Annotated in this window: 16 protein-coding genes and 3 tRNA genes; 10 read left to right on the forward strand and 9 right to left on the reverse strand. The window is 65.2% G+C overall.

The window, feature by feature from the left end:
• Positions 1-2 precede the first annotated feature (2 nt).
• Genes VQ065_RS25875 through yacG form a run of 4 tightly spaced genes read left to right on the forward strand, consistent with a single transcriptional unit; the run spans position 3 to position 2904 of the window.
• Positions 3-1223 (forward strand): type II secretion system F family protein, encoded by a 1221-nt coding sequence (locus VQ065_RS25875; protein ID WP_003094649.1) that lies wholly within the window; start codon positions 3-5, stop codon positions 1221-1223.
• Between the two features lie 3 nt (positions 1224-1226).
• Positions 1227-2099: a type IV prepilin peptidase/methyltransferase PilD gene (pilD, locus tag VQ065_RS25880; RefSeq protein WP_003094651.1), complete on the forward strand. Its 873-nt coding sequence runs from the start codon at positions 1227-1229 to the stop codon at positions 2097-2099.
• The gene (gene coaE, locus VQ065_RS25885; RefSeq protein WP_003094654.1) at positions 2096-2707 is read left to right on the forward strand and encodes a dephospho-CoA kinase; all 612 of its coding nucleotides are present in this window, start codon (positions 2096-2098) and stop codon (positions 2705-2707) included. The genes pilD and coaE overlap by 4 nt, the downstream gene beginning before the upstream one ends.
• A complete protein-coding gene (gene yacG, locus VQ065_RS25890; protein ID WP_003094656.1) occupies positions 2704-2904 on the forward strand; it encodes a DNA gyrase inhibitor YacG in 201 nt (66 codons plus the stop codon). The genes coaE and yacG overlap by 4 nt, the downstream gene beginning before the upstream one ends.
• Positions 2905-2940: 36 nt before the next feature.
• On the opposite strand, the gene VQ065_RS25895 is transcribed toward yacG, so the two are convergent.
• The 4 genes from VQ065_RS25895 to VQ065_RS25910 form a co-directional block, all read right to left on the reverse strand.
• Positions 2941-3150, reverse strand: a complete 210-nt coding sequence (locus VQ065_RS25895; protein WP_003094660.1) for a hypothetical protein — start codon at positions 3148-3150, stop codon at positions 2941-2943.
• Positions 3151-3255: 105 nt separating this feature from the next.
• A complete protein-coding gene (locus VQ065_RS25900; RefSeq protein WP_003094662.1) occupies positions 3256-3945 on the reverse strand; it encodes an energy-coupling factor ABC transporter permease in 690 nt (229 codons plus the stop codon).
• Entirely contained in the window at positions 3942-4412 is a 471-nt protein-coding gene (locus tag VQ065_RS25905; protein WP_003094664.1) for a hypothetical protein, read from the reverse strand. Before VQ065_RS25905 ends, VQ065_RS25900 begins: the two co-directional genes overlap by 4 nt.
• A complete protein-coding gene (locus VQ065_RS25910) occupies positions 4409-4834 on the reverse strand; it encodes a GNAT family N-acetyltransferase (RefSeq protein WP_003094666.1) in 426 nt (141 codons plus the stop codon). Before VQ065_RS25910 ends, VQ065_RS25905 begins: the two co-directional genes overlap by 4 nt.
• A gap of 132 nt (positions 4835-4966) precedes the next feature.
• On the opposite strand from VQ065_RS25910, the gene VQ065_RS25915 reads away from it, so the two are divergent.
• The 4 genes from VQ065_RS25915 (at position 4967) to VQ065_RS25930 (ending at position 7609) form a co-directional block, all read left to right on the forward strand.
• The gene (locus VQ065_RS25915) at positions 4967-5596 is read left to right on the forward strand and encodes a DUF1780 domain-containing protein (protein WP_003094668.1); all 630 of its coding nucleotides are present in this window, start codon (positions 4967-4969) and stop codon (positions 5594-5596) included.
• Positions 5593-6042 (forward strand): MOSC domain-containing protein, encoded by a 450-nt coding sequence (locus tag VQ065_RS25920; RefSeq protein ID WP_003094670.1) that lies wholly within the window; start codon positions 5593-5595, stop codon positions 6040-6042. The genes VQ065_RS25915 and VQ065_RS25920 overlap by 4 nt, the downstream gene beginning before the upstream one ends.
• A 25-nt stretch (positions 6043-6067) precedes the next feature.
• Positions 6068-6238, forward strand: coding sequence for a DUF3094 family protein (locus VQ065_RS25925; protein ID WP_003094672.1), 171 nt, complete (start codon positions 6068-6070; stop codon positions 6236-6238).
• Positions 6239-6301: 63 nt separating this feature from the next.
• Entirely contained in the window at positions 6302-7609 is a 1308-nt protein-coding gene (locus VQ065_RS25930; RefSeq protein ID WP_003094674.1) for an NAD(P)/FAD-dependent oxidoreductase, read from the forward strand.
• A gap of 39 nt (positions 7610-7648) precedes the next feature.
• Here VQ065_RS25930 and zapE read toward each other — a convergent pair whose 3' ends face one another.
• Positions 7649-8740, reverse strand: a complete 1092-nt coding sequence (gene zapE / locus VQ065_RS25935; RefSeq protein ID WP_042114818.1) for a cell division protein ZapE — start codon at positions 8738-8740, stop codon at positions 7649-7651.
• Positions 8741-9287: 547 nt separating this feature from the next.
• Here zapE and VQ065_RS25940 point away from each other — a divergent pair.
• Positions 9288-10925 (forward strand): ShlB/FhaC/HecB family hemolysin secretion/activation protein, encoded by a 1638-nt coding sequence (locus VQ065_RS25940; protein ID WP_003094678.1) that lies wholly within the window; start codon positions 9288-9290, stop codon positions 10923-10925.
• 48 nt (positions 10926-10973) lie between these two features.
• Positions 10974-15281, forward strand: coding sequence for a two-partner secretion system exoprotein TpsA4 (tpsA4, locus tag VQ065_RS25945; protein ID WP_014603564.1), 4308 nt, complete (start codon positions 10974-10976; stop codon positions 15279-15281).
• A 231-nt stretch (positions 15282-15512) separates the two neighbouring features.
• Here tpsA4 and VQ065_RS25950 read toward each other — a convergent pair.
• The 4 genes from VQ065_RS25950 to clpB form a co-directional block, all read right to left on the reverse strand.
• Positions 15513-15588: transfer RNA gene (locus VQ065_RS25950), tRNA-Lys, on the reverse strand.
• Between the two features lie 10 nt (positions 15589-15598).
• Positions 15599-15675, reverse strand: a tRNA-Pro gene (locus VQ065_RS25955).
• A 9-nt stretch (positions 15676-15684) separates the two neighbouring features.
• Positions 15685-15760, reverse strand: a tRNA-Asn gene (locus tag VQ065_RS25960).
• 234 nt (positions 15761-15994) lie between these two features.
• Positions 15995-18559 (reverse strand): ATP-dependent chaperone ClpB, encoded by a 2565-nt coding sequence (gene clpB / locus VQ065_RS25965; protein WP_003094682.1) that lies wholly within the window; start codon positions 18557-18559, stop codon positions 15995-15997.
• Positions 18560-18701 lie beyond the last annotated feature (142 nt).

Below are 18701 nucleotides of genomic sequence, written 5' to 3' on the forward strand. Positions count from 1 at the left end.
CCATGGCGGACAAAGCGTTAAAGACCAGTGTCTTCGTATGGGAAGGCACTGACAAGAAAGGCACCAAGGTCAAGGGCGAGCTGTCCAGCCAGAACCCGACCCTGGTCAAGGCGCAACTGCGCAAGCAGGGCATCACGCCGGTCAAGGTCCGCAAGAAAGGCATTTCCCTGCTGGGGGCGGGGAAGAAGATCAAGCCTATGGACATCGCCCTGTTCACCCGCCAGATGTCCACCATGATGGCCGCCGGCGTGCCACTGCTGCAGTCGTTCGACATCATCAGCGAAGGCTTCGACAATCCGAACATGCGCAAGCTGGTGGAGGAGATCAAGCAGGAAGTCGCCGGCGGCAACAGCCTGGCCAACTCGCTGCGCAAGAAGCCGCAGTACTTCGACTCGCTCTACTGCAACCTGGTGGACGCCGGCGAACAATCCGGCGCCCTGGAAACCCTGCTCGACCGGGTCGCCACCTACAAGGAAAAGACCGAGGCGCTGAAGGCCAAGATCAAGAAGGCCATGACCTACCCGATCGCAGTGATCGTCGTCGCCATCATCGTTTCGGCGATCCTACTGATCAAGGTGGTGCCGCAGTTCCAGTCGGTGTTCGAGGGCTTCGGCGCCGAACTGCCAGCCTTCACCATGATGGTCATCAACATTTCCAACGTGCTCCAGGAATGGTGGCTCCTGGTACTGCTGATGATGGGCGGCGCCGGCTTCTTGCTGAACCACGCCTACAAGCGTTCGGAGAAGTTCCGCGACGCCACCGACCGCACGGTACTGAAGCTGCCGATCGTCGGCGCCATCCTCTACAAATCCGCCGTGGCACGCTACGCGCGGACGCTGTCGACCACCTTCGCCGCCGGCGTGCCATTGGTGGAAGCCCTCGACTCGGTTTCCGGCGCCACCGGCAACGTGGTGTTCAGGGACGCGGTGGGCAAGATCAAGCAGGACGTGTCCACCGGCATGCAGCTGAACTTCTCCATGCGCACCACCAACATCTTCCCCAGCATGGCCATCCAGATGACCGCCATCGGCGAGGAATCGGGCGCGCTGGACGACATGCTGGCCAAGGTCGCTGGCTTCTACGAGCAGGAAGTGGATAATGCCGTGGACAACCTGACCGCCCTGATGGAACCGATGATCATGGCGGTCCTCGGGGTCCTGGTCGGTGGCCTGATCATCGCCATGTACCTGCCGATCTTCCAACTCGGCAACGTCGTCGGATAACTGATGCCCCTCCTCGACTACCTGGCCAGCCATCCGCTGGCCTTTGTCTTGTGCGCCATCCTCCTCGGCCTGCTGGTCGGCAGCTTCCTCAACGTCGTCGTGCATCGCCTGCCGAAGATGATGGAGCGCAACTGGAAGGCCGAAGCCCGCGAAGCGCTCGGGCTGGAGCCGGAACCCAAGCAGGCGAACTACAACCTGGTGCTGCCGAATTCGGCGTGCCCGCGCTGCGGCCACGAGATCCGCCCCTGGGAAAACATCCCGCTGGTCAGCTACCTGGCGCTGGGCGGCAAGTGCTCGTCCTGCAAGGCCGCCATCGGCAAACGCTACCCCCTGGTGGAACTGGCCACCGCGCTGCTTTCCGGCTACGTCGCCTGGCATTTCGGCTTCACCTGGCAGGCGGGCGCGATGCTCCTGCTGACCTGGGGCCTGCTGGCGATGAGCCTGATCGATGCCGATCACCAACTGCTGCCGGACGTGCTGGTGCTGCCGCTGCTCTGGCTGGGTCTGATCGCCAACCATTTCGGCCTCTTCGCCAGCCTCGACGATGCGCTGTTCGGCGCGGTGTTCGGCTACCTGAGCCTGTGGTCGGTGTTCTGGCTGTTCAAGCTGGTGACCGGCAAGGAGGGCATGGGCTACGGCGACTTCAAGCTGCTGGCCATGCTCGGTGCCTGGGGCGGCTGGCAGATCCTGCCGCTGACCATCCTGCTGTCGTCGCTGGTCGGGGCGATCCTCGGGGTGATCATGCTGCGCCTGCGCAACGCCGAAAGCGGCACGCCGATCCCCTTCGGTCCCTATCTGGCGATTGCCGGGTGGATTGCTTTGCTCTGGGGTGATCAAATAACCCGGACCTATCTGCAATTCGCCGGATTCAAATGACCCAACCCTGGATACTAGGCCTCACGGGCGGTATCGGCAGCGGCAAGAGCGCAGCCGCCGAGCATTTCATTTCCCTCGGCGTCCACCTGGTGGACGCCGACCATGCCGCCCGCTGGGTGGTGGAGCCGGGGCGTCCGGCCCTGGCGAAGATCGTCGAACGCTTCGGCGACGGCATCCTCCTGCCCGATGGCCAACTCGACCGCGCCGCCTTGCGCGAGCGGATCTTCCAGGCGCCGGAGGAACGGCGCTGGCTGGAGCAATTGCTGCACCCGCTGATCGGCGCGGAGATCGTCCAGTACCTGGCCAGGGCCGAATCGCCCTACGCCATCCTGGTCTCGCCGCTGCTGGTGGAGTCCGGCCAGCGCCAGATGACCCAGCGCGTGCTGGTGGTGGATACCCCGGAACATCTGCAACTACAGCGCACCATGCTTCGCGACAAGGTCTCCGAGGAGCAGGTGCGCTCGATCCTCCAGGCCCAGGCCCGGCGCGACGAGCGCTTGAAGCACGCCGACGACGTGCTGGTCAACGACGGCGACCTGTCCCACCTGCAGCGTGAAGTCGAACGACTGCACGCCTTCTACCTGACCTTGCGAGGAGGCCGAGCATGAGCCAGCCCCTGACCGTGGAGTGCCCGACCTGCGGCGCGCCCGTCGAATGGAAAAGCGACAACAAGTACCGCCCCTTCTGCTCCGACCGCTGCAAGCTGATCGATCTCGGCGCCTGGGCCGCCGAGGAACATGCGATCCCCGGCGACACCCTGGAAGACGACATCTTCTCCGCCGACCTGCCGCCTCGCGAGCATTGAACGCAACGGGCCAGCCAATCCGGCAGGCCCGTTCCTTCAGGGACGCATGAAAGCGTAGTCGCGCTGGTCGTCGAGATTCTCCGCAAGAAATTGCAGTTCGCTGGCCAGGTCGCCAGCATCGCGCTCCGCCCGGTTCAGTTCGACGATTGCGCTGAGCAGCGCGCGCAGGCGCATTGCCCGGTCCGCCTCGTCGCTCTTCGACAGCAACTCTCGCAGGCCCTCTCGGGCCCATTCATGGACACCCATGTTCCGCTCCTCACCTGGGAAAACGGCAGGATCGCGGCCAGCTTCGTCCGAAACACTGACGCAAGTCAGCCGCCGCCCGCCATGAACCTGGCGAATGACTGGTCATCAGGGCTTGCGCTCTTCGTCCTTCCAGGGCGCCTGCAGGTAGCGCGTGCGATTGAAGGTTTCCAGCCACTCCGGGTAGTAGACCACCAGGCCGGTGATCACCGTGCCGTTGATGAAGGCCTCGGGGAACATGATCAGCCACAGGTAACCAGCGAAGTCCTCCAGCCAGGGCGGCATCGGGAAAAGGCCGTCGATCCAGACCACGCCAAGGCCGAGCAGCAGGACCACCACCGCGGTGAGGGCCGCCGGGAAGAAACCGCAGCAGAAGATGTAGACGAACAGATTGCGCGGCTGGCGCTTTTCCACGAACAACGCCGCCAGCTCCGCGATCAGCGCGGGGATCGCCACCAGCAGCACGCCGTTGACGCCGATCGCCAGCCAATCCTGGCGACCGAGCAGGCACAAGCCCAGCTGCGCCACCAGCCCCACCACGATCGCCAGCGGCCAGTCGAGCAGCAAGGTGACGGCGGTCATGCCGATGAAATGGAAGGACAGTCCCGACTCGAAGTCCCGGCGCACCAGCCAGAGCAGGAACAGCCCGAGCATGGTACCGAACACCAGGTGCTGGCGGCGGGTATCACTGACCAGCTCGACCCAAGGCGCGCGCCAGGCGGCGAGCAGCAGCAGCGGCGCATAGATGGCCCAGCCCAGTTCCAGGCTTTCCGCCGACAGCAATTCGGCAGCGATCACGGCTGCAGTTGTTCCAGGGCGATGCGCAGGGCCACCGGCGAATCCAACTGGCGGGTTTCCAACACGCGGCGCTGCTCCAGCCTGACCCAGAGCACCTTGCCCTCGTCCGAGGCATAGCGAGAAGCGATGGCCGCGTCGCGATCGAGCAGCACCGGATAACTGTAGTCACGCATGGCCGGCACCGCGAAAAGCCGGGAAATCAGCGCCGGCATGCGGCTGATGTCCGCCAGGAACAGCGCGTGGCGCGCCTCCAGGTAGCCCTTTGGGCGCTCCGCCAGCGCCGCCTTGACCAGCTTCGAGCCGTCCATGTCCCGCGCCACCAGCAGGACCCGGGTGGAGTCGTCCAGCGAGTGCGCCTTTTCGAACTGGTCCTGCAACGTCCAGGGCTCCAGGGTGGAGCCCTTCTCCACGGCCAGCGCCAGGCCGGGCAGCAGCATGCCCAGCAGAACCCAATGCAATCGTTTCACGCGTGTCCCTCCCGAGTGGAAAATACCTGGATGTCCTTGCGCCGCTCCCAGTCCGACTGGGCTCGCCAGAATGCCTGTGCCTCCTCGGCGGCATCCAGGACGAAGACATGGGATTTGCCGATCCCCTCCCCCGCCAGACGCGCCAGCACTTCGTCGAGCATCCGCCGCGCCAGCCCCAGCCCTCGATAACCGGGATCGACCACCAGGTGCTGGAGGTAACCACGGCGACCGTCATGCCCGGCCATCAGGCAGGCGATCACCTCCCCTTCGGTTTCGACCAGCAGGCTCAGCCCGGGGTTGCGTTGAAGGTAGGCGAGGAAGAAGGGATAGGCGTCCTCCGCACGGAGGCGGATACCTGGCGTTCGCGACCACAGCGCGAAGAGTGCCGGGTGATCGGCGGCGATGACGCTGCGAAGTTGCATCGGAACGGCTCCGGCCCAAGGGGAACGGCAGTGTACACCGAGCCTCGCCGCTGGCGCGCTCCGGGACGGATTGTCGCAGCCGGAGCGCCTGCGGGCTGGAAAGCGGGCCCGCCGGCAGACTAAGCTGAGCCCATGAACGAAGCGGATTATCTGCGCCTGCTCACCCGTCAGGCCGAACAAGCCAACGACTTCCTCTCCAACGCACGTAAATGGGACCGCGAGCGCTGGGTCTGCCAGCGCTTCCTCGAAGCCCTCAACGTGCCCTATCGCCAGGAGGATTTCGCCGCCCCCGGGGAGCAGCCGCCGGACGTCCTGTTCAAGGGTGCCGGCTTCGAGGTGTTCTTCGTCCTCGATGAAGGTCGCCGGCTGAACGAGGAGTGGCGCGAGGAACTGACCCGTCGCCGCCAGGCCGTCAGCCTGCGCCAACTGATCCGCCGCGAAGAGCGGCCACAACGGATCGCCGCCGCCGAGCTGCAGGCACGGCTGGCGCCAACCCTGCGCAAGAAGGCGCACAACTATAGCGAGCGCGGCATCGACCACGGCGAACTGGACCTGCTGGCCTTCGTCAATCTGAAGCGCGCGGTGCCCGATTTCAATACGCCCTTCCCGCCGCCCACCGAATACCTGCGCCAAGGCTGGCGCTCGCTGTCGATGGTCGGTCCGACCTTTGCCCGGGTGCTCTTCGCTCACTCCGGCGCCCCCGAGTTCCTGCGCGCCAACCTCGGCCGCAGCATCCTGTTCGACGCCGGGGTAGGCCTGTGAGCGAAGGGCGGGTGAAGTGGATCGGCGTGCGCTCCGGCAGTCGCGCGCCGATCCAGGAACTGGAGGCGGTGGAGGCACGGCGCGGCCTGGGACTGACGGGCGATCACCCGCACCCGCCGCGCCAGGTCACCCTGGTGCAGTGGGAACACATCGAGGCCCTCGGTACCCTGCTGGGCAGGCCGTTGTTGCCCAACGAGATGCGCCGCAACATCGCCGTCGCCGGCATCAACCTGCTCAGCCTGAAGGACCGTCGCTTCCGCCTCGGCGGCGCGCTGCTGGAAACCACTGGCTGGTACCAACCCTGCGGACGCCTGGAAAAGCACATCGACCACCGCACGCTGAAAAGCGTGCGCGAACAGGGCGGCATCACCGCGCGGGTGATCGGCAGCGGAGTGATCCGCCTCGACGATCCGCTGGTGATCGAGCCCCCTGTCTGTCTAGAATGACCGACATCGAAAACGGAGGCCTGCCATGTCCAGCCGACTGAGCCCCGAAGACCAGCAGAAGGTCGAGCAGTACCTCGCCTCGCCGCTGCACCAGGTCGAGCGTGCGCCGTTCCGCCCGTGGTTCCTGATGTTCGTCCTGCTCGCCGTGGTCATCGGCCTGGGCCTGCTCAGCCGCCTCCTCAGCTACCTGGCCTGAGTCGTCCGGTCGAGCCACGCTCCCGACGACCGCCTCACGGAATTCCCACTATGAGATATCCACATGTCCCATCGCATCGTGATCGTCGGCGGCGGCGCCGGCGGGCTGGAGCTCGCCACCCGTCTCGGCCGCACCCTGGGTAAACGCGGCAAGGCCCAGGTCACCCTGGTCGACGCCAACCTCACCCACATCTGGAAACCCCTGCTGCACGAAGTCGCTGCCGGCTCGCTCAACTCCTCCGAGGACGAGCTGAACTACGTCGCCCAGGCGAAATGGAACCACTTCGAATTCCAGCTCGGCCGCATGCAGGGCCTGGATCGCGCCAGCAAGCGGGTCCGCCTGGCCGCACTGGTGGACGAGAATGGCGTTGAGCTGGTTCCCGAGCGCGACATCGCCTACGACACCCTGGTGATCGCCGTCGGCAGCACCACCAACGACTTCGGCACCGAGGGCGCTGCGGAACACTGCATTTTCCTCGATACCCGCGCCCAGGCCGAACGCTTCCACCGCCAGCTGCTCGGCCAGTACCTGCGTGCGCATACCGGGCACGACGCGAACAACAACGCAGTGAGTATCGCCATCATCGGCGCCGGCGCCACCGGCGTCGAACTGGCTGCGGAACTGCACCACGCCGCGCAGATGCTGGCCGCCTACGGGCTCGACCGGATCCGCCCGGAAGACCTGCACATCAGCCTGGTCGAAGCCGGCCCACGGGTGCTGCCGGCGCTGCCCGAGCGTATCAGCCAGCCGGTACACCAGACCCTGAGCAAGCTCGGCGTACGGGTGATGACCGGCTCCGCGGTGAGCAAGGTAGATGCGGACGGCCTCTGGACCGGCGACGGCGAGTTCGTCCCGGCGACGCTCAAGGTCTGGGCGGCGGGCATCCGGGCTCCGGCCTTCCTCAAGGAACTCGACGGCCTGGAAAGCAACCGTATCAACCAACTGGTGGTCCGCCCGACCCTGCAGACCACCCGCGACGACGACATCTTCGCCTTCGGCGACTGCGCCGCCTGCCCCCAGCCGGGGCAGCCGGGAGAGCAACCGCGCAACGTGCCGCCACGCGCCCAGGCCGCGCACCAGCAGGCCTCGCTGCTGGTGAAATCGCTGCGTGCCCGTCTCGAAGGCAAGCCGCTGGGCGAGTATCAGTACCGCGACTACGGTTCGTTGATCTCGCTGTCGCGCTTCAGCGCGGTCGGCAACCTGATGGGCAATCTGATGGGTAGCGTCATGCTCGAAGGCTGGCTGGCGCGGATGTTCTACGTATCGCTATACCGCATGCACCAGATGGCGTTGTACGGTCCGCTGCGCACCGCGATGCTGATGCTCAGCGGCCGCCTGCGCAGCACCGAGCCACGCCTCAAGCTGCACTGAGCCATTGCGCCCCGTTTGCCGTCGGCGCGGGGCGTTCCTTCAACAGCAAAGCTGGCGCAACTGCGCCAGCCGACTGGCGGTACGCTGCATGTCCGCAGGCAGGTCGCTGCCCTCGACCAGGTCCGGCAGCGCCTTTTCGGCACTCAGGAAAAAACGCCGGTCATTGTCGTAAAGGACGTCGACGAGATTGATGAAGCGCTGCTGGGCGGCGACCGAACAACACGCCATCGGCGGTACGCCGTCCAGCACCCAGGTAGAGAAGCGTTCGCCGAGGGCAAGGTAGTCCATCACCGCGGTTGGCGCCTCGCAAAGGTCGGCGAAGGCGAACCACACCAGGTCGCCGCACACCGCGCGCGCCTGCAACGTCCTCGCGCCGCTTTGCAGGGTCACGCGTTGCGAGGGCTCGGGCGCGGACAAGCCCAGCTCGTCCAGGCAAGCGCATGAGGCTGGCCAGCAATACCCGCCGCTGGCATAACCGGAAGCGATCTCCTGCCGCGGCGAAATCGTCCGGTAGTCCCGGGCGCCGGCTACTTCCAGCACTTCCATGCGCGTCTCGATCAACCGGATCGCCGGCAGGAAGCGTTCGTGGTAGAGCGGATTGGGCAGCAGTTGCCGCGGCGCGTAGTTGGAGGTGCAGACCAGGGTGATCTTCCTGCGGAACAGCTCCCTGAACAGGCGTGTTATCAGCATCGCGTCGCCGATGTCGTGGACATGGAATTCGTCGAAGCAAAGCAGCCGGCAATCTCCCAGCAGTTCGTCGAGCGCACCGCCCAGGGCATCGGGCCGCCCCTGGCGGCGGAACATGCCGTCATGAAGCTGGCGAAAGAACGCATGGAAATGCGTCCGGCGCAGGCCCTGCAAATCGGCGCTGCGAAAGAAGCCATCCATCAGCCAGCTCTTGCCGCGCCCGACCGGCCCCCACAGGTAGAGGCTGCGCGGCGCTTGCCGGAATAGCGACGGACCTCGACGCAAGCGCTCCGCCAATCGATCGAGATGAAGAATGGCATTGCCCTGGGCTGCGTCCAGCACATAGCCGCGCCGTTGCGCCTCTTGGTGGAAATAGCGGGCTACGGGCGTTGTGGGCTTGGTGCCGGTCATGGGTGAACGCCGCGAAAAAGAACCGAAAGACACACGCCGTTGATGCTCAGCCTGAGAGGGACCGTAAACCGAGACGGAATTCTAGCGCTGCGTCCTGCCCATGCTCCAGCCGCCAGATCGAACGGCGGGCGATAGTCGGACAGGCCCTTTGATCATGACCGCCACGGTCGCGATACGGAATCGCGCTCAGCCGCTACTTCCGCCCCACTGTTTCCGCCGCTTCCGCAGCCGAGCCCGTTATCACCGGAGTTTTTTCCTACAGCAGTCCTCCCAGTCCCCTACGAAAACCAAGAAGTTCTACCGGCCAACGCCAGAAAACTACGATTGTCGCCGTTTCAGCCTCGCCCCAGGCTATCGCCCACTCGATTCTCCGCCTTGAAACCGATCGTTCTGCACATGCCTGCGGATATCGGCTTCTTTTCCCTGCAAGAACCGCGCTCCGGGCCGATTGACCATGCATCCAGCTTTTCCGCGTAACCAGGCTAGCCTTTCTTTCCCGCCGCCCTCCCCAAAGCCTTCCGGCAGTTCCACTTCGATCGTTCCATCCCTCAGGGCCGGACCGTTGCTCCGTACGGGCCTCATGGGAATGGCCATGCTGTCGTCCGGCCTTGCCAGTGCCGCCCCGGATGCGGGGCAGGCGCTGCGTGACGTGGAAAGCCGACGCCTGAACCTGCCCGCGCCGGTGGAACTGGACGCCGAGCGCCCCAGCCCCGAGGACGGCGTATCACGGGCTGCCGAAGAGGGCGGCCCGACGGTGCTGGTCAAGCGCTTCCAACTCAGCGGCAACAGGCAGTTCGACGATCGACGCCTGCTGGCGCTCCTGCACGACCTGCCGGGCCAGGAACTCAATCTGAGCCAATTGCACGCCGCCGCCGCCCGCATCGGCGATTTCTATCGGGAAAAGGGATATGTGCTGGCGCGCGCCTTCCTCCCGGCACAGGAAATCCAGGATGGAACGGTACGCATCGAAGTGCTCGAGGGACGCTACGGCAGGATCGAACTGCACAACACGTCCCGAACGCTGGACCGCGTTCTACTCCGCCCCTTGAGCGCACTCGAACGAGATACCGCGGTCCAGGGCTCGGAGCTGGAGCGTGCGCTTCTGCTCCTGAGCGACATTCCCGGCCTCCAGGCCAAAGGCACCCTGCTGCCGGGCCAGGCGCAGGGAACCACGGACTTGCGCGTCGAGGCCCGCCCCGGCCCGCTGGTCGGCGGAAGGCTGGAGGCAGACAACTATGGCGGCCGCTACATGGGGGAATATCGCCTGGGAACCACCCTCGACTTCAACAGCCCGCTGCGACTGGGCGACCAGGCGAGACTGAGCCTGCTGGGCAGCGACCGGCACCAACGCTACTACCGTGCAGCCTATCAACTGCCCCTTGGTTCCCGAGGCACGCGCATCGGACTGGCCCACGCCGAGACGACCTATCGACTGGTACGCGATTTCTCGCGCCTGGACGCCCATGGCCGGGCCATTACCGACAGTCTGTTCGTCAGCCAGCCCCTGCTGCGTAGCCGCAGCTTAAGCCTGTCCACCCAGTTGCAATATGAAAACAAACGACTTCGCGATGACCAGGAGCGTACCGGGAGGCATAGCCGCAAGGAGATCCGCCTGTGGACCGCCAGCATCAGCGGAAACGCCCAGGACCGCTTGTTCGGCGGTGGACAGAGCGGCTTCTCGCTGGCCTATGCCCACGGCCAGCTCGCCATCGACTCCGCCGAAGAGCGGCTGCTGGACCGCTACACCATCGGTACCGCCGGCAGCTTCGACAAGATCATGCTCAACGCCGTACGCCTGCAGCACCTGGGCGACCGCCTGCAGTTGTTCGCCCAACTCAACGCCCAGTGGAGCGGCGGCAACCTAGACAGCGCGGAACAGTTCGACATGGGCGGCCCCTACGGCGTTCGGGCGTTCCCCCTGGGCAGCTACAAGGGCTACGGCGACGAAGGCTGGCAAGCCAGTGCGGAGCTGCGCTACAGCCTGGCTCCGGGCTGGCAGCTGAGTTCGTTCATCGACCAGGGAGCGGTGAAATTCCTCAAGCACCCCAACACCAAGGAAGGCAATCGCAACCGCATGGCCGCCGTCGGCAGCGGCGCAACCTGGTACGGAACGGATCACCAGGTCAGCCTGACCGCCGCCTGGCCCCTGAGCCAGGAAAACAACATCGAGCCCGAGCGCACTCCCCGGCTGTGGCTGCAAGCGACCCGCTACTTCTGAGCAAGCTCCCGCCCGCCATGCCGGTGGGCCCCACTGAAAGGAAAAGCCATGAACAAGAGCTATACGCTGGTCTGGAACCAGGCCACAGGCTGTTGGAACGTCGCAAGCGAAGGTACCCGTCGGCGCAGCAAGAGCGGACGCGGCAAGGCGCTCGTAGTCGCCGGAGCGTCACTGCTCGGCCTGTTCTGCCAGGCCCCCGCCTTCGCCCTGCCCAGCGGCGCCACGGTCGTTTCAGGCGATGCCGGATTCCAGACATCCACCGATGGCCGGCATATGGTCATCGACCAGCAGAGCCACAAGCTGATCACTAATTGGAACGAGTTCAGCGTCCGTGCCGATGAGCGGGTCAGCTTCCACCAGCCGGGCCAGGACGCCGTCGCCCTGAACCGGGTGATCGGCCGCAACGGCAGCGATATCCAGGGGCGGATAGATGCCAACGGCAAGGTCTTCCTGGTCAATCCCAACGGTGTGGTCTTCGGCAAGTCCGCCCAGGTCAACGTAGGCGGCCTGGTGGCTTCCACCCTGGACCTGGCCGACAGGGACTTCCTCGCCGGCAACTACCAGTTCTCCGGCGACTCCGGCGCAACCGTAAGCAATGCCGGCAGCCTGAAAGCCAGCGAAGGCGGCAGCATCGCCCTGCTGGGCGCCCGGGTCAGCAACGACGGCGTGATCCAGGCGCAACTCGGCGCCGTGGCCCTGGGCGCAGGCCAGGGCATCAACCTCAATTTCGATGGCGACGGCCTGCTCAACCTGCAGGTGGACAAGGGCTCGGTCGACGCTCTTGCACACAACGGCGGCCTCATCCGCGCCGATGGCGGCCAGGTGCTGATGAGCGCCCGCAGCGCCGACAGCCTGCTCAAGACCGTCGTCAACAACCAGGGCACTCTCGAGGCCAGGACGCTACGCAGCGCGGAAGGACGCATCGTCCTCGACGGCGGCGAACAGGGTACCGTGCGGGTGGCCGGCAAGCAGGACGCCAGCGCCATCGGCGGAGGCAATGGCGGCCTGGTGCTGAACCAGGGCGCGAACGTCGAGATACAGCGAACCGCGCAGGTGGACACCCATGCCGACCAGGGCGCAACCGGCACCTGGAGGATTCTCTCGCACGAGGTCAGCGTAGCCGCTGTCGGCCAGGCAAACGCTGCCGGTGATGGTTCCGGCCAGGTCCATGTAGCGCAGGGCCCAGCCGGGGCCAATGCGTCCGATAGCAACGGCGTGACCATCGTTCAGCAGCAGCCGGCCGTCGACCTCGCCGCCGGCGCCAACGGTACCTCCGCAGTGCAGAGCCAGAGCGGCGCCAACATCGGCTCGGGCGCAAGTGGCATCAGCGTCGTGCAAAGCCAGAACAGCCCCAATATCGGCTCGGGCGCCAATGGCATCAGCGTCGTGCAAAGCCAGAACAGCCCCAATATCGGCTCGGGCGCCAATGGCATCAGCGTCGTGCAAAGCCAGAATGGCGCCAATATCGGCGCCGGCGCGAGTGGCATCAGCGTCGTGCAGAGCCAGAACAGCCCCAATATCGGCTCGGGCGTCAATGGCGTGACTGTCGTGCAGAGCCAGAACGGTGCCAATATCGGTTCGGGCGCAAGTGGCATCAGCGTTGTGCAAAGCCAGAATGGCGCAAATATCGGTTCAGGCGCGAGTGGCATCAGCGTCGTGCAGAGCCAGAGCGGCCCCAGCATCGGCTCGGGCGTCAATGGCGTCACAATCGTGCAGAGCCAGAGCGGTGCCAACATCGGCCCCGGCGTCAACGGAATCGATGTCGTCCAGACCCAGACTCTCCCCAACCTGAGCCCAGGCGCCAATGGCTCCAGCATCGTCCAGGTCCAGACGCTACCCGATATCGCCGCCGACGCCGGCAATGTGCATGTCGTCCAGGTCCAGACCGGCGGTAACAAGGTCTTCGGCAATTCCGCCACCAACGTCAGGTCACGTACCGTTCAGGCCCGGAGCAGCGAGAATGTCGGTTCCGGCCTGGCGAATCCAAGCAGCGCGGGAAAAGGCCCGACGCTGCATGCCGATACCCTGGCCCGCAACCTTTCCACAAGCAACGTCGAAGTGGTCGCCACCCGGGGCAACGCGCATGTCGGCGCGCCGCTGTCCTGGGACAGCGGCAACGGCCTGACGCTAACCGCCGAGCGCGGGGACCTCAGGATCAATGGCGCGCTGACGGCCCAGGGGGAAAACGCCAGCCTTACTCTCAATGCCGGGCAGCGCCCTCTCCGTATCGACGACAGCCTCTCTCTCACTGGCCAGGGAGCCCGGGTCGAATTCAATTCGGACAAGGGTTATGCCCTCGCCGAAGGCACCCGGGTCACTCTGTCCGGCAAGAACGCAGGATTCCGCGCCAATGGGCGGGACTACAGCGTGATCCAGGACCTGCAGCAGTTGCGCGGCATCGATAGGGACCTGGGCGGCAGCTATGCCCTCGGCAATCGAATCGCAGGCGGCAATTCCAGCTTCCTGTCGATAGGCAACGCCAGCGCCTTCGGCGGTACCTTCGACGGCCTGGGCAACACCATCGATAATCTTGCCGTGTACGGCACCGGTGCCTACTCCGGCCTGTTCAGCGTCAACCGGGGCACCCTCCGCAACCTGAACCTGGAACGCATTTCCGCCGATGGAGCACAGGCCACCCACTACAACGTCCAGGTCGGTAGCCTGGCCGCCGTCAACCTCGGTCGCATCGACAATGTGAACGCCAGCGACATCCGTATCGCCGCGGCCTCGAAGCTGAACAGCCTCGGCGGGCTGGTCGCACTGAACCTGGGTAGTATCGACAACGCCAGCGCCAGCGGCACGCTGGTCGGCAACCGCCACACCTATGCTCTGGGCGGACTCGCAGCCGAAAACATCAGCACAGCCAGGGGCGTGGCCAGCATCTCCAACAGCCGGGCCGATTTTGCCATCTCCGGCCAGTTGAAGGACCATGCCAGCCACTACGGCGCGGGGGGCCTGGTAGGCAGGAACCGCGGCGGCCTCATCCGCAGCAGCGGCAGCCAGGGAACGCTGTCGCTGACCGGTCACGGGATGAACCTGGGAGGACTGGTCGGATACAGCTCCGCCGGCGGACTGGCGGACGTATCCGCCTCCGTCGACGTCTCAGGCAACGGACAGCACGGCCTGTACGGAGGGCTCATCGGCCTCAACGTAAACAGTGGTATCGCCCACGCCACGGCCAGCGGCAAGGTCCGGGGCACAGACGCGGAAGCACTGGGCGGGCTGATCGGCCGGAACCTGAACGCGGCCATCACCAACGCCAGCGCCCATGGCGACGTCGTCCTGCAAGCCGGTCGCTACCTGGGAGGCCTGATCGGCCACAACCAGGCAGGCAACCTGGCCGACGTCAGTGCTAGCGGCAACCTGAGCGGTGGGTCGCTGCTCCAGGCCGGCGGCCTGATCGGTCTCAACGCCAATGCCTCGCTGGTCAATGCCTCCGCCAAGGGCAACGTCGCTACCCGCGGAGCAGAAGCGGTTGGCGGTCTGCTCGGCGAAAACCTGTACGGCTCCATCATCAACGGTTCCGCCAGTGGCGAAGTCACCGACGGTAGCGGTAAAACCCTGGGTGGCCTGATAGGGTCCAACCTCGGCGGCAATCATTCCAACCTGAAGGCCTCCGGGTGGGTAAACGCAGGGGCTAACAGTGACGTGGGAGGGCTGATCGGCCACAACCGGGGCGGCAACCACAGCATCCTGGCGGCATCCGGCAATGTCACCGGGGGCAAGGGCAGTAGCGTCGGCGGACTCGTCGGCTACAACGATGCCGCCTCGCTGACGAACGTCTCGGCTTCGGGCAACGTCAGCGCCAACGGTTCCAGGGCCATCGGCGGGTTGCTCGGCAGCGATCTGCGAGGCTCGCTGATGCTCGCCAGCAGCCATGGGACGGTGATCGACATGACCGGCCACAACCTGGGAGGACTGCTCGGCCGCGGCGAAAATACCTCGATCCGCTCCGCCAACGCCACTGGCGCGGTCACCGGGGGCGGCGGCGCCAGTGTCGGCGGGCTGGTCGGCTCCCTGGAAGGCTGGCGGGCTCTCGTCCTGGGGGCATCGGCCAGCGGCGATGCGAGGGCGGGATACGACAGCTATATCGGCGGGCTGGCAGGCTTCAGCACCGGCACCATCAGGGGCGCTTCCGCTTCCGGCAAGGTCGGAGGCTCGGGCCTGCTGGGCGGCCTGGTCGCCTGGAATCAGGGGAATGTCATGGGTTCTTCGGCCAGCGGCAGGCTGGAGCCGCAAATCCCCAACCAGATCCATGGCGGACTGATCGGCATCAATTTTGGCTGGCAGTCCTGGAACTCGGTATACGGGGCTGCGGCGACCGTTCCCATGATAGGTCGCCACTACAACCTGTGAATCGATCCTCCCGGTACCCGTACCGGGAGGCTTCCTGTTCGATGGAGCGGCCGGGCCTCAAGGCCCGCCGCCACCAGACGCTCGATGGAATGCCATGCTGGAAGGCCAGGCGTCGGGAGAAACTGGGCTGGAAGAACGGACCATCCTCCTTCCCACAGGCCAGCATTCGGAAAGTAATGGCACAGAAACGAAAAAGCCCACCTTTGCAGGTGGGCTTTTTCGTCTTGAATATGGTGGGTCGTGTAGGATTCGAACCTACGACCAATTGGTTAAAAGCCAACTGCTCTACCGACTGAGCTAACGACCCAAGTATGAGGTGGTCGGGGTAGAGAGATTCGAACTCCCGACATCCTGCTCCCAAAGCAGGCGCGCTACCGGACTGCGCTATACCCCGATTGGAAGTTGGCTCCGCGACCTGGACTCGAACCAGGGACCCAATGATTAACAGTCATTTGCTCTACCGACTGAGCTATCGCGGAACGTCTTTCTTCCAACCCTGGACGCTTCCGGTGTTGCTGGATTCGCGTCTCAGAGGCGCGCCATTTTACGGATGCGCGCGGGCATGTCAACCCTCTGATCCAAAAAGTTTTTCTTCTTTTTCCACGAGCGACAAAACGGCCCTTCCACTGCATGCGGCAGCGCTCTCGCGCCTACCGGACGCCCATGAAAAAGCCCCGCCGAAGCGGGGCTTTCCCTGTCCGCCCCCGAAGAGGTCAGGCGAAGACGATCTCGTCGCCTTCCACCTTCGCCGAGATACTGGCACCCGGCGCGAATTTGCCGGCCAGGATCAGTTGCGCCAGCGGGTTCTCGATCCAGCGCTGGATGGCCCGCTTCAGCGGGCGTGCGCCATAGACCGGGTCGAAGCCGACGGCAATCAGCTTGTCCAGCGCCTCCTGGCTCAGTTCCAGGCTCAGCTCGCGCTCGGCCAGGCGCTTGCGCAGGCGACCGAGCTGGATCTCGGCGATGCCGGCGATCTGCTCGCGAGCCAGCGGCTCGAACACCACCACTTCGTCGATCCGGTTGATGAATTCCGGACGGAAGTGCGCATTGACCGCGTCCATCACTGCGGCACGTTGCGCCTCGCGGTCGCCGGCCAGCTCCTGGATCTGCGCCGAACCGAGGTTGGAGGTCATCACCACCACGGTGTTGCGGAAGTCCACCGTACGCCCGTGACTGTCGGTCAGGCGTCCGTCCTCGAGCACCTGGAGGAGAATGTTGAATACATCCGGATGGGCCTTCTCCACCTCGTCCAACAGCACCACCGAGTAGGGCTTGCGGCGGATCGCCTCGGTCAGGTAGCCGCCTTCCTCGAAGCCGACGTAGCCCGGAGGCGCGCCGATCAGGCGGGCCACCGAGTGTTTCTCCATGAACTCGGACATATCTATCCGCACCAGCGCCTCCTCGGTATCGAAGAGGAACTCGGCCAGCGCCTTGCACAACTCGGTCTTGCCCACCCCGGTCGGGCCGAGGAAGAGGAACGAGCCGCTCGGCCGGTTCGGATCGGCGAGGCCGGCGCGCGAACGGCGCACGGCGTTGGACACGGCGACTACCGCCTCGTCCTGGCCGATCACTCGCCGATGCAGCTCCTGCTCCATGCGCAGCAGCTTCTCGCGCTCGCCCTCGAGCATCTTCGACACCGGGATACCGGTCCACTTGGAAACCACTTCGGCGATTTCCTCGTCGGTCACCTTGTTGCGCAGCAACTGGTTCTCGGTCTTGCCGTGCTGGTCGACCATCTGCAGGCTGCGCTCCAGGTCAGGGATGGTCTGGTACTGGATGCGCGCCATGCTCTCGAGGTCGCCCTTGCGCCGCGCCGCCTCCATTTCCTGCTTGGCCTGCTCGATCTTCTGCTGGATCTGCGCCGAGCCCTGTACCTCGGCCTTCTCGGACTTCCAGATCTCCTCGAGGTCGGCGTATTCGCGCTCGAGCTTGACGATATCCTCCTCCAGCTTGGCCAGGCGCTTCCTGGTGGCTTCGTCGTCTTCCTTCTTCAGCGCCTCGCGCTCGATCTTCAGCTGGATCAGGCGACGGTCGAGACGATCCAGTTCCTCCGGCTTGGAGTCGATCTCCATGCGGATGCGGCTGGCGGCCTCGTCGATCAGGTCGATGGCCTTGTCCGGCAGTTGCCGATCGGTGATGTAGCGGTGCGACAGCTTGGCCGCGGCGATGATCGCGCCGTCGGTGATGCTCACCCCGTGGTGCACTTCATAGCGTTCCTTGAGACCACGGAGGATGGCGATCGTGTCTTCCTCGCTCGGTTCGTCCACCAGTACCTTCTGGAAGCGGCGCTCCAGCGCGGCATCCTTCTCGATGTACTGGCGATACTCGTCGAGGGTAGTAGCACCGACGCAGTGCAGCTCGCCGCGCGCCAGAGCCGGCTTGAGCATGTTGCCGGCGTCCATGGCACCTTCCGCCTTGCCGGCGCCGACCATGGTGTGCAGTTCGTCGATGAACAGGATGACCCGGCCTTCCTGCTTGCCCAGTTCGTTGAGGACCGCCTTCAGGCGTTCCTCGAACTCGCCGCGGAACTTGGCACCGGCGATCAGCGCCCCCATGTCCAGGGCCAGCAGGCGCTTGTCCTTGAGGCCGTCCGGCACTTCGCCGTTGATGATGCGCTGGGCCAGGCCCTCGACGATGGCGGTCTTGCCGACGCCGGGTTCGCCGATCAGCACCGGGTTGTTCTTGGTCCGCCGCTGCAGGACCTGGATGGTCCGGCGGATCTCGTCGTCGCGACCGATCACCGGGTCGAGCTTGCCTTCCTCGGCGCGCTTGGTCATGTCGACGGTGTACTTGTCCAGCGCCTGGCGCGACTCCTCGACGTTCGGGTCGTTCACCGCTTCGCCGCCACGCAGGTTGGCCACAGCATTCTCCAGCGCCTTGCGCGACACGCCCTGGCCGAGCAGCAGCTTGCCGAGCCTGGTGTTCTCGTCCATCGCGGCCAGCAATACCAGCTCGCTGGAGATGAACTGGTCGCCCTTCTGCTGGGCCAGGCGGTCAGCCTGGTTGAGCAGGCGTGCGAGATCCTGGGACAGGTTCACGTCGCCGGTCGGGCTCTGGATCTTCGGCAGCGCGTCGAGTTCTTTGTTGAGGCCGCTGCGCAGGGCGGCGATATCGAAGCCGACCTGCATCAGCAGGGGCTTGATCGAACCGCCTTGCTGCTCGAGCAGGGCGGAAAGCAGGTGCACCGGCTCGATGGCCGGATGGTCATGGCCAACGGCCAGGGACTGGGCGTCGGAGAGCGCCAGTTGCAGCTTGCTGGTCAAACGGTCTATTCGCATGGGTCGTCCTTCCTTCTATAGAGCGGGCCGGAACGATGGGTGTCCCTGATGAAGAAAAGCCCGCCGAGATGACTCAGTAGATAAGGGCGATTTTCCGCGGTTCAAGCGACCGGACCGTGACATCGGTCAGTTGCCGCCGGAT

The organism is Pseudomonas sp. KBN10P06128 (assembly GCF_037574945.1).
Classification (GTDB): Bacteria; Pseudomonadota; Gammaproteobacteria; order Pseudomonadales; family Pseudomonadaceae; genus Pseudomonas; species Pseudomonas aeruginosa.

Bases quoted from the DNA above. Each gene is read 5' to 3' on its own strand.
- VQ065_RS25875 (WP_003094649.1), top strand. From the start codon at position 3: ATGGCGGACAAAGCGTTAAAGACCAGTGTCTTCGTATGGGAAGGCACT.
- pilD (WP_003094651.1), top strand. From the start codon at position 1,227: ATGCCCCTCCTCGACTACCTGGCCAGCCATCCGCTGGCCTTTGTCTTG.
- coaE (WP_003094654.1), top strand. From the start codon at position 2,096: ATGACCCAACCCTGGATACTAGGCCTCACGGGCGGTATCGGCAGCGGC.
- yacG (WP_003094656.1), top strand. From the start codon at position 2,704: ATGAGCCAGCCCCTGACCGTGGAGTGCCCGACCTGCGGCGCGCCCGTC.
- VQ065_RS25895 (WP_003094660.1), bottom strand. From the start codon at position 3,150: ATGGGTGTCCATGAATGGGCCCGAGAGGGCCTGCGAGAGTTGCTGTCG.
- VQ065_RS25910 (WP_003094666.1), bottom strand. From the start codon at position 4,834: ATGCAACTTCGCAGCGTCATCGCCGCCGATCACCCGGCACTCTTCGCG.
- VQ065_RS25915 (WP_003094668.1), top strand. From the start codon at position 4,967: ATGAACGAAGCGGATTATCTGCGCCTGCTCACCCGTCAGGCCGAACAA.
- VQ065_RS25925 (WP_003094672.1), top strand. From the start codon at position 6,068: ATGTCCAGCCGACTGAGCCCCGAAGACCAGCAGAAGGTCGAGCAGTAC.
- VQ065_RS25930 (WP_003094674.1), top strand. From the start codon at position 6,302: ATGTCCCATCGCATCGTGATCGTCGGCGGCGGCGCCGGCGGGCTGGAG.
- VQ065_RS25940 (WP_003094678.1), top strand. From the start codon at position 9,288: ATGGGAATGGCCATGCTGTCGTCCGGCCTTGCCAGTGCCGCCCCGGAT.
- tpsA4 (WP_014603564.1), top strand. From the start codon at position 10,974: ATGAACAAGAGCTATACGCTGGTCTGGAACCAGGCCACAGGCTGTTGG.
- clpB (WP_003094682.1), bottom strand. From the start codon at position 18,559: ATGCGAATAGACCGTTTGACCAGCAAGCTGCAACTGGCGCTCTCCGAC.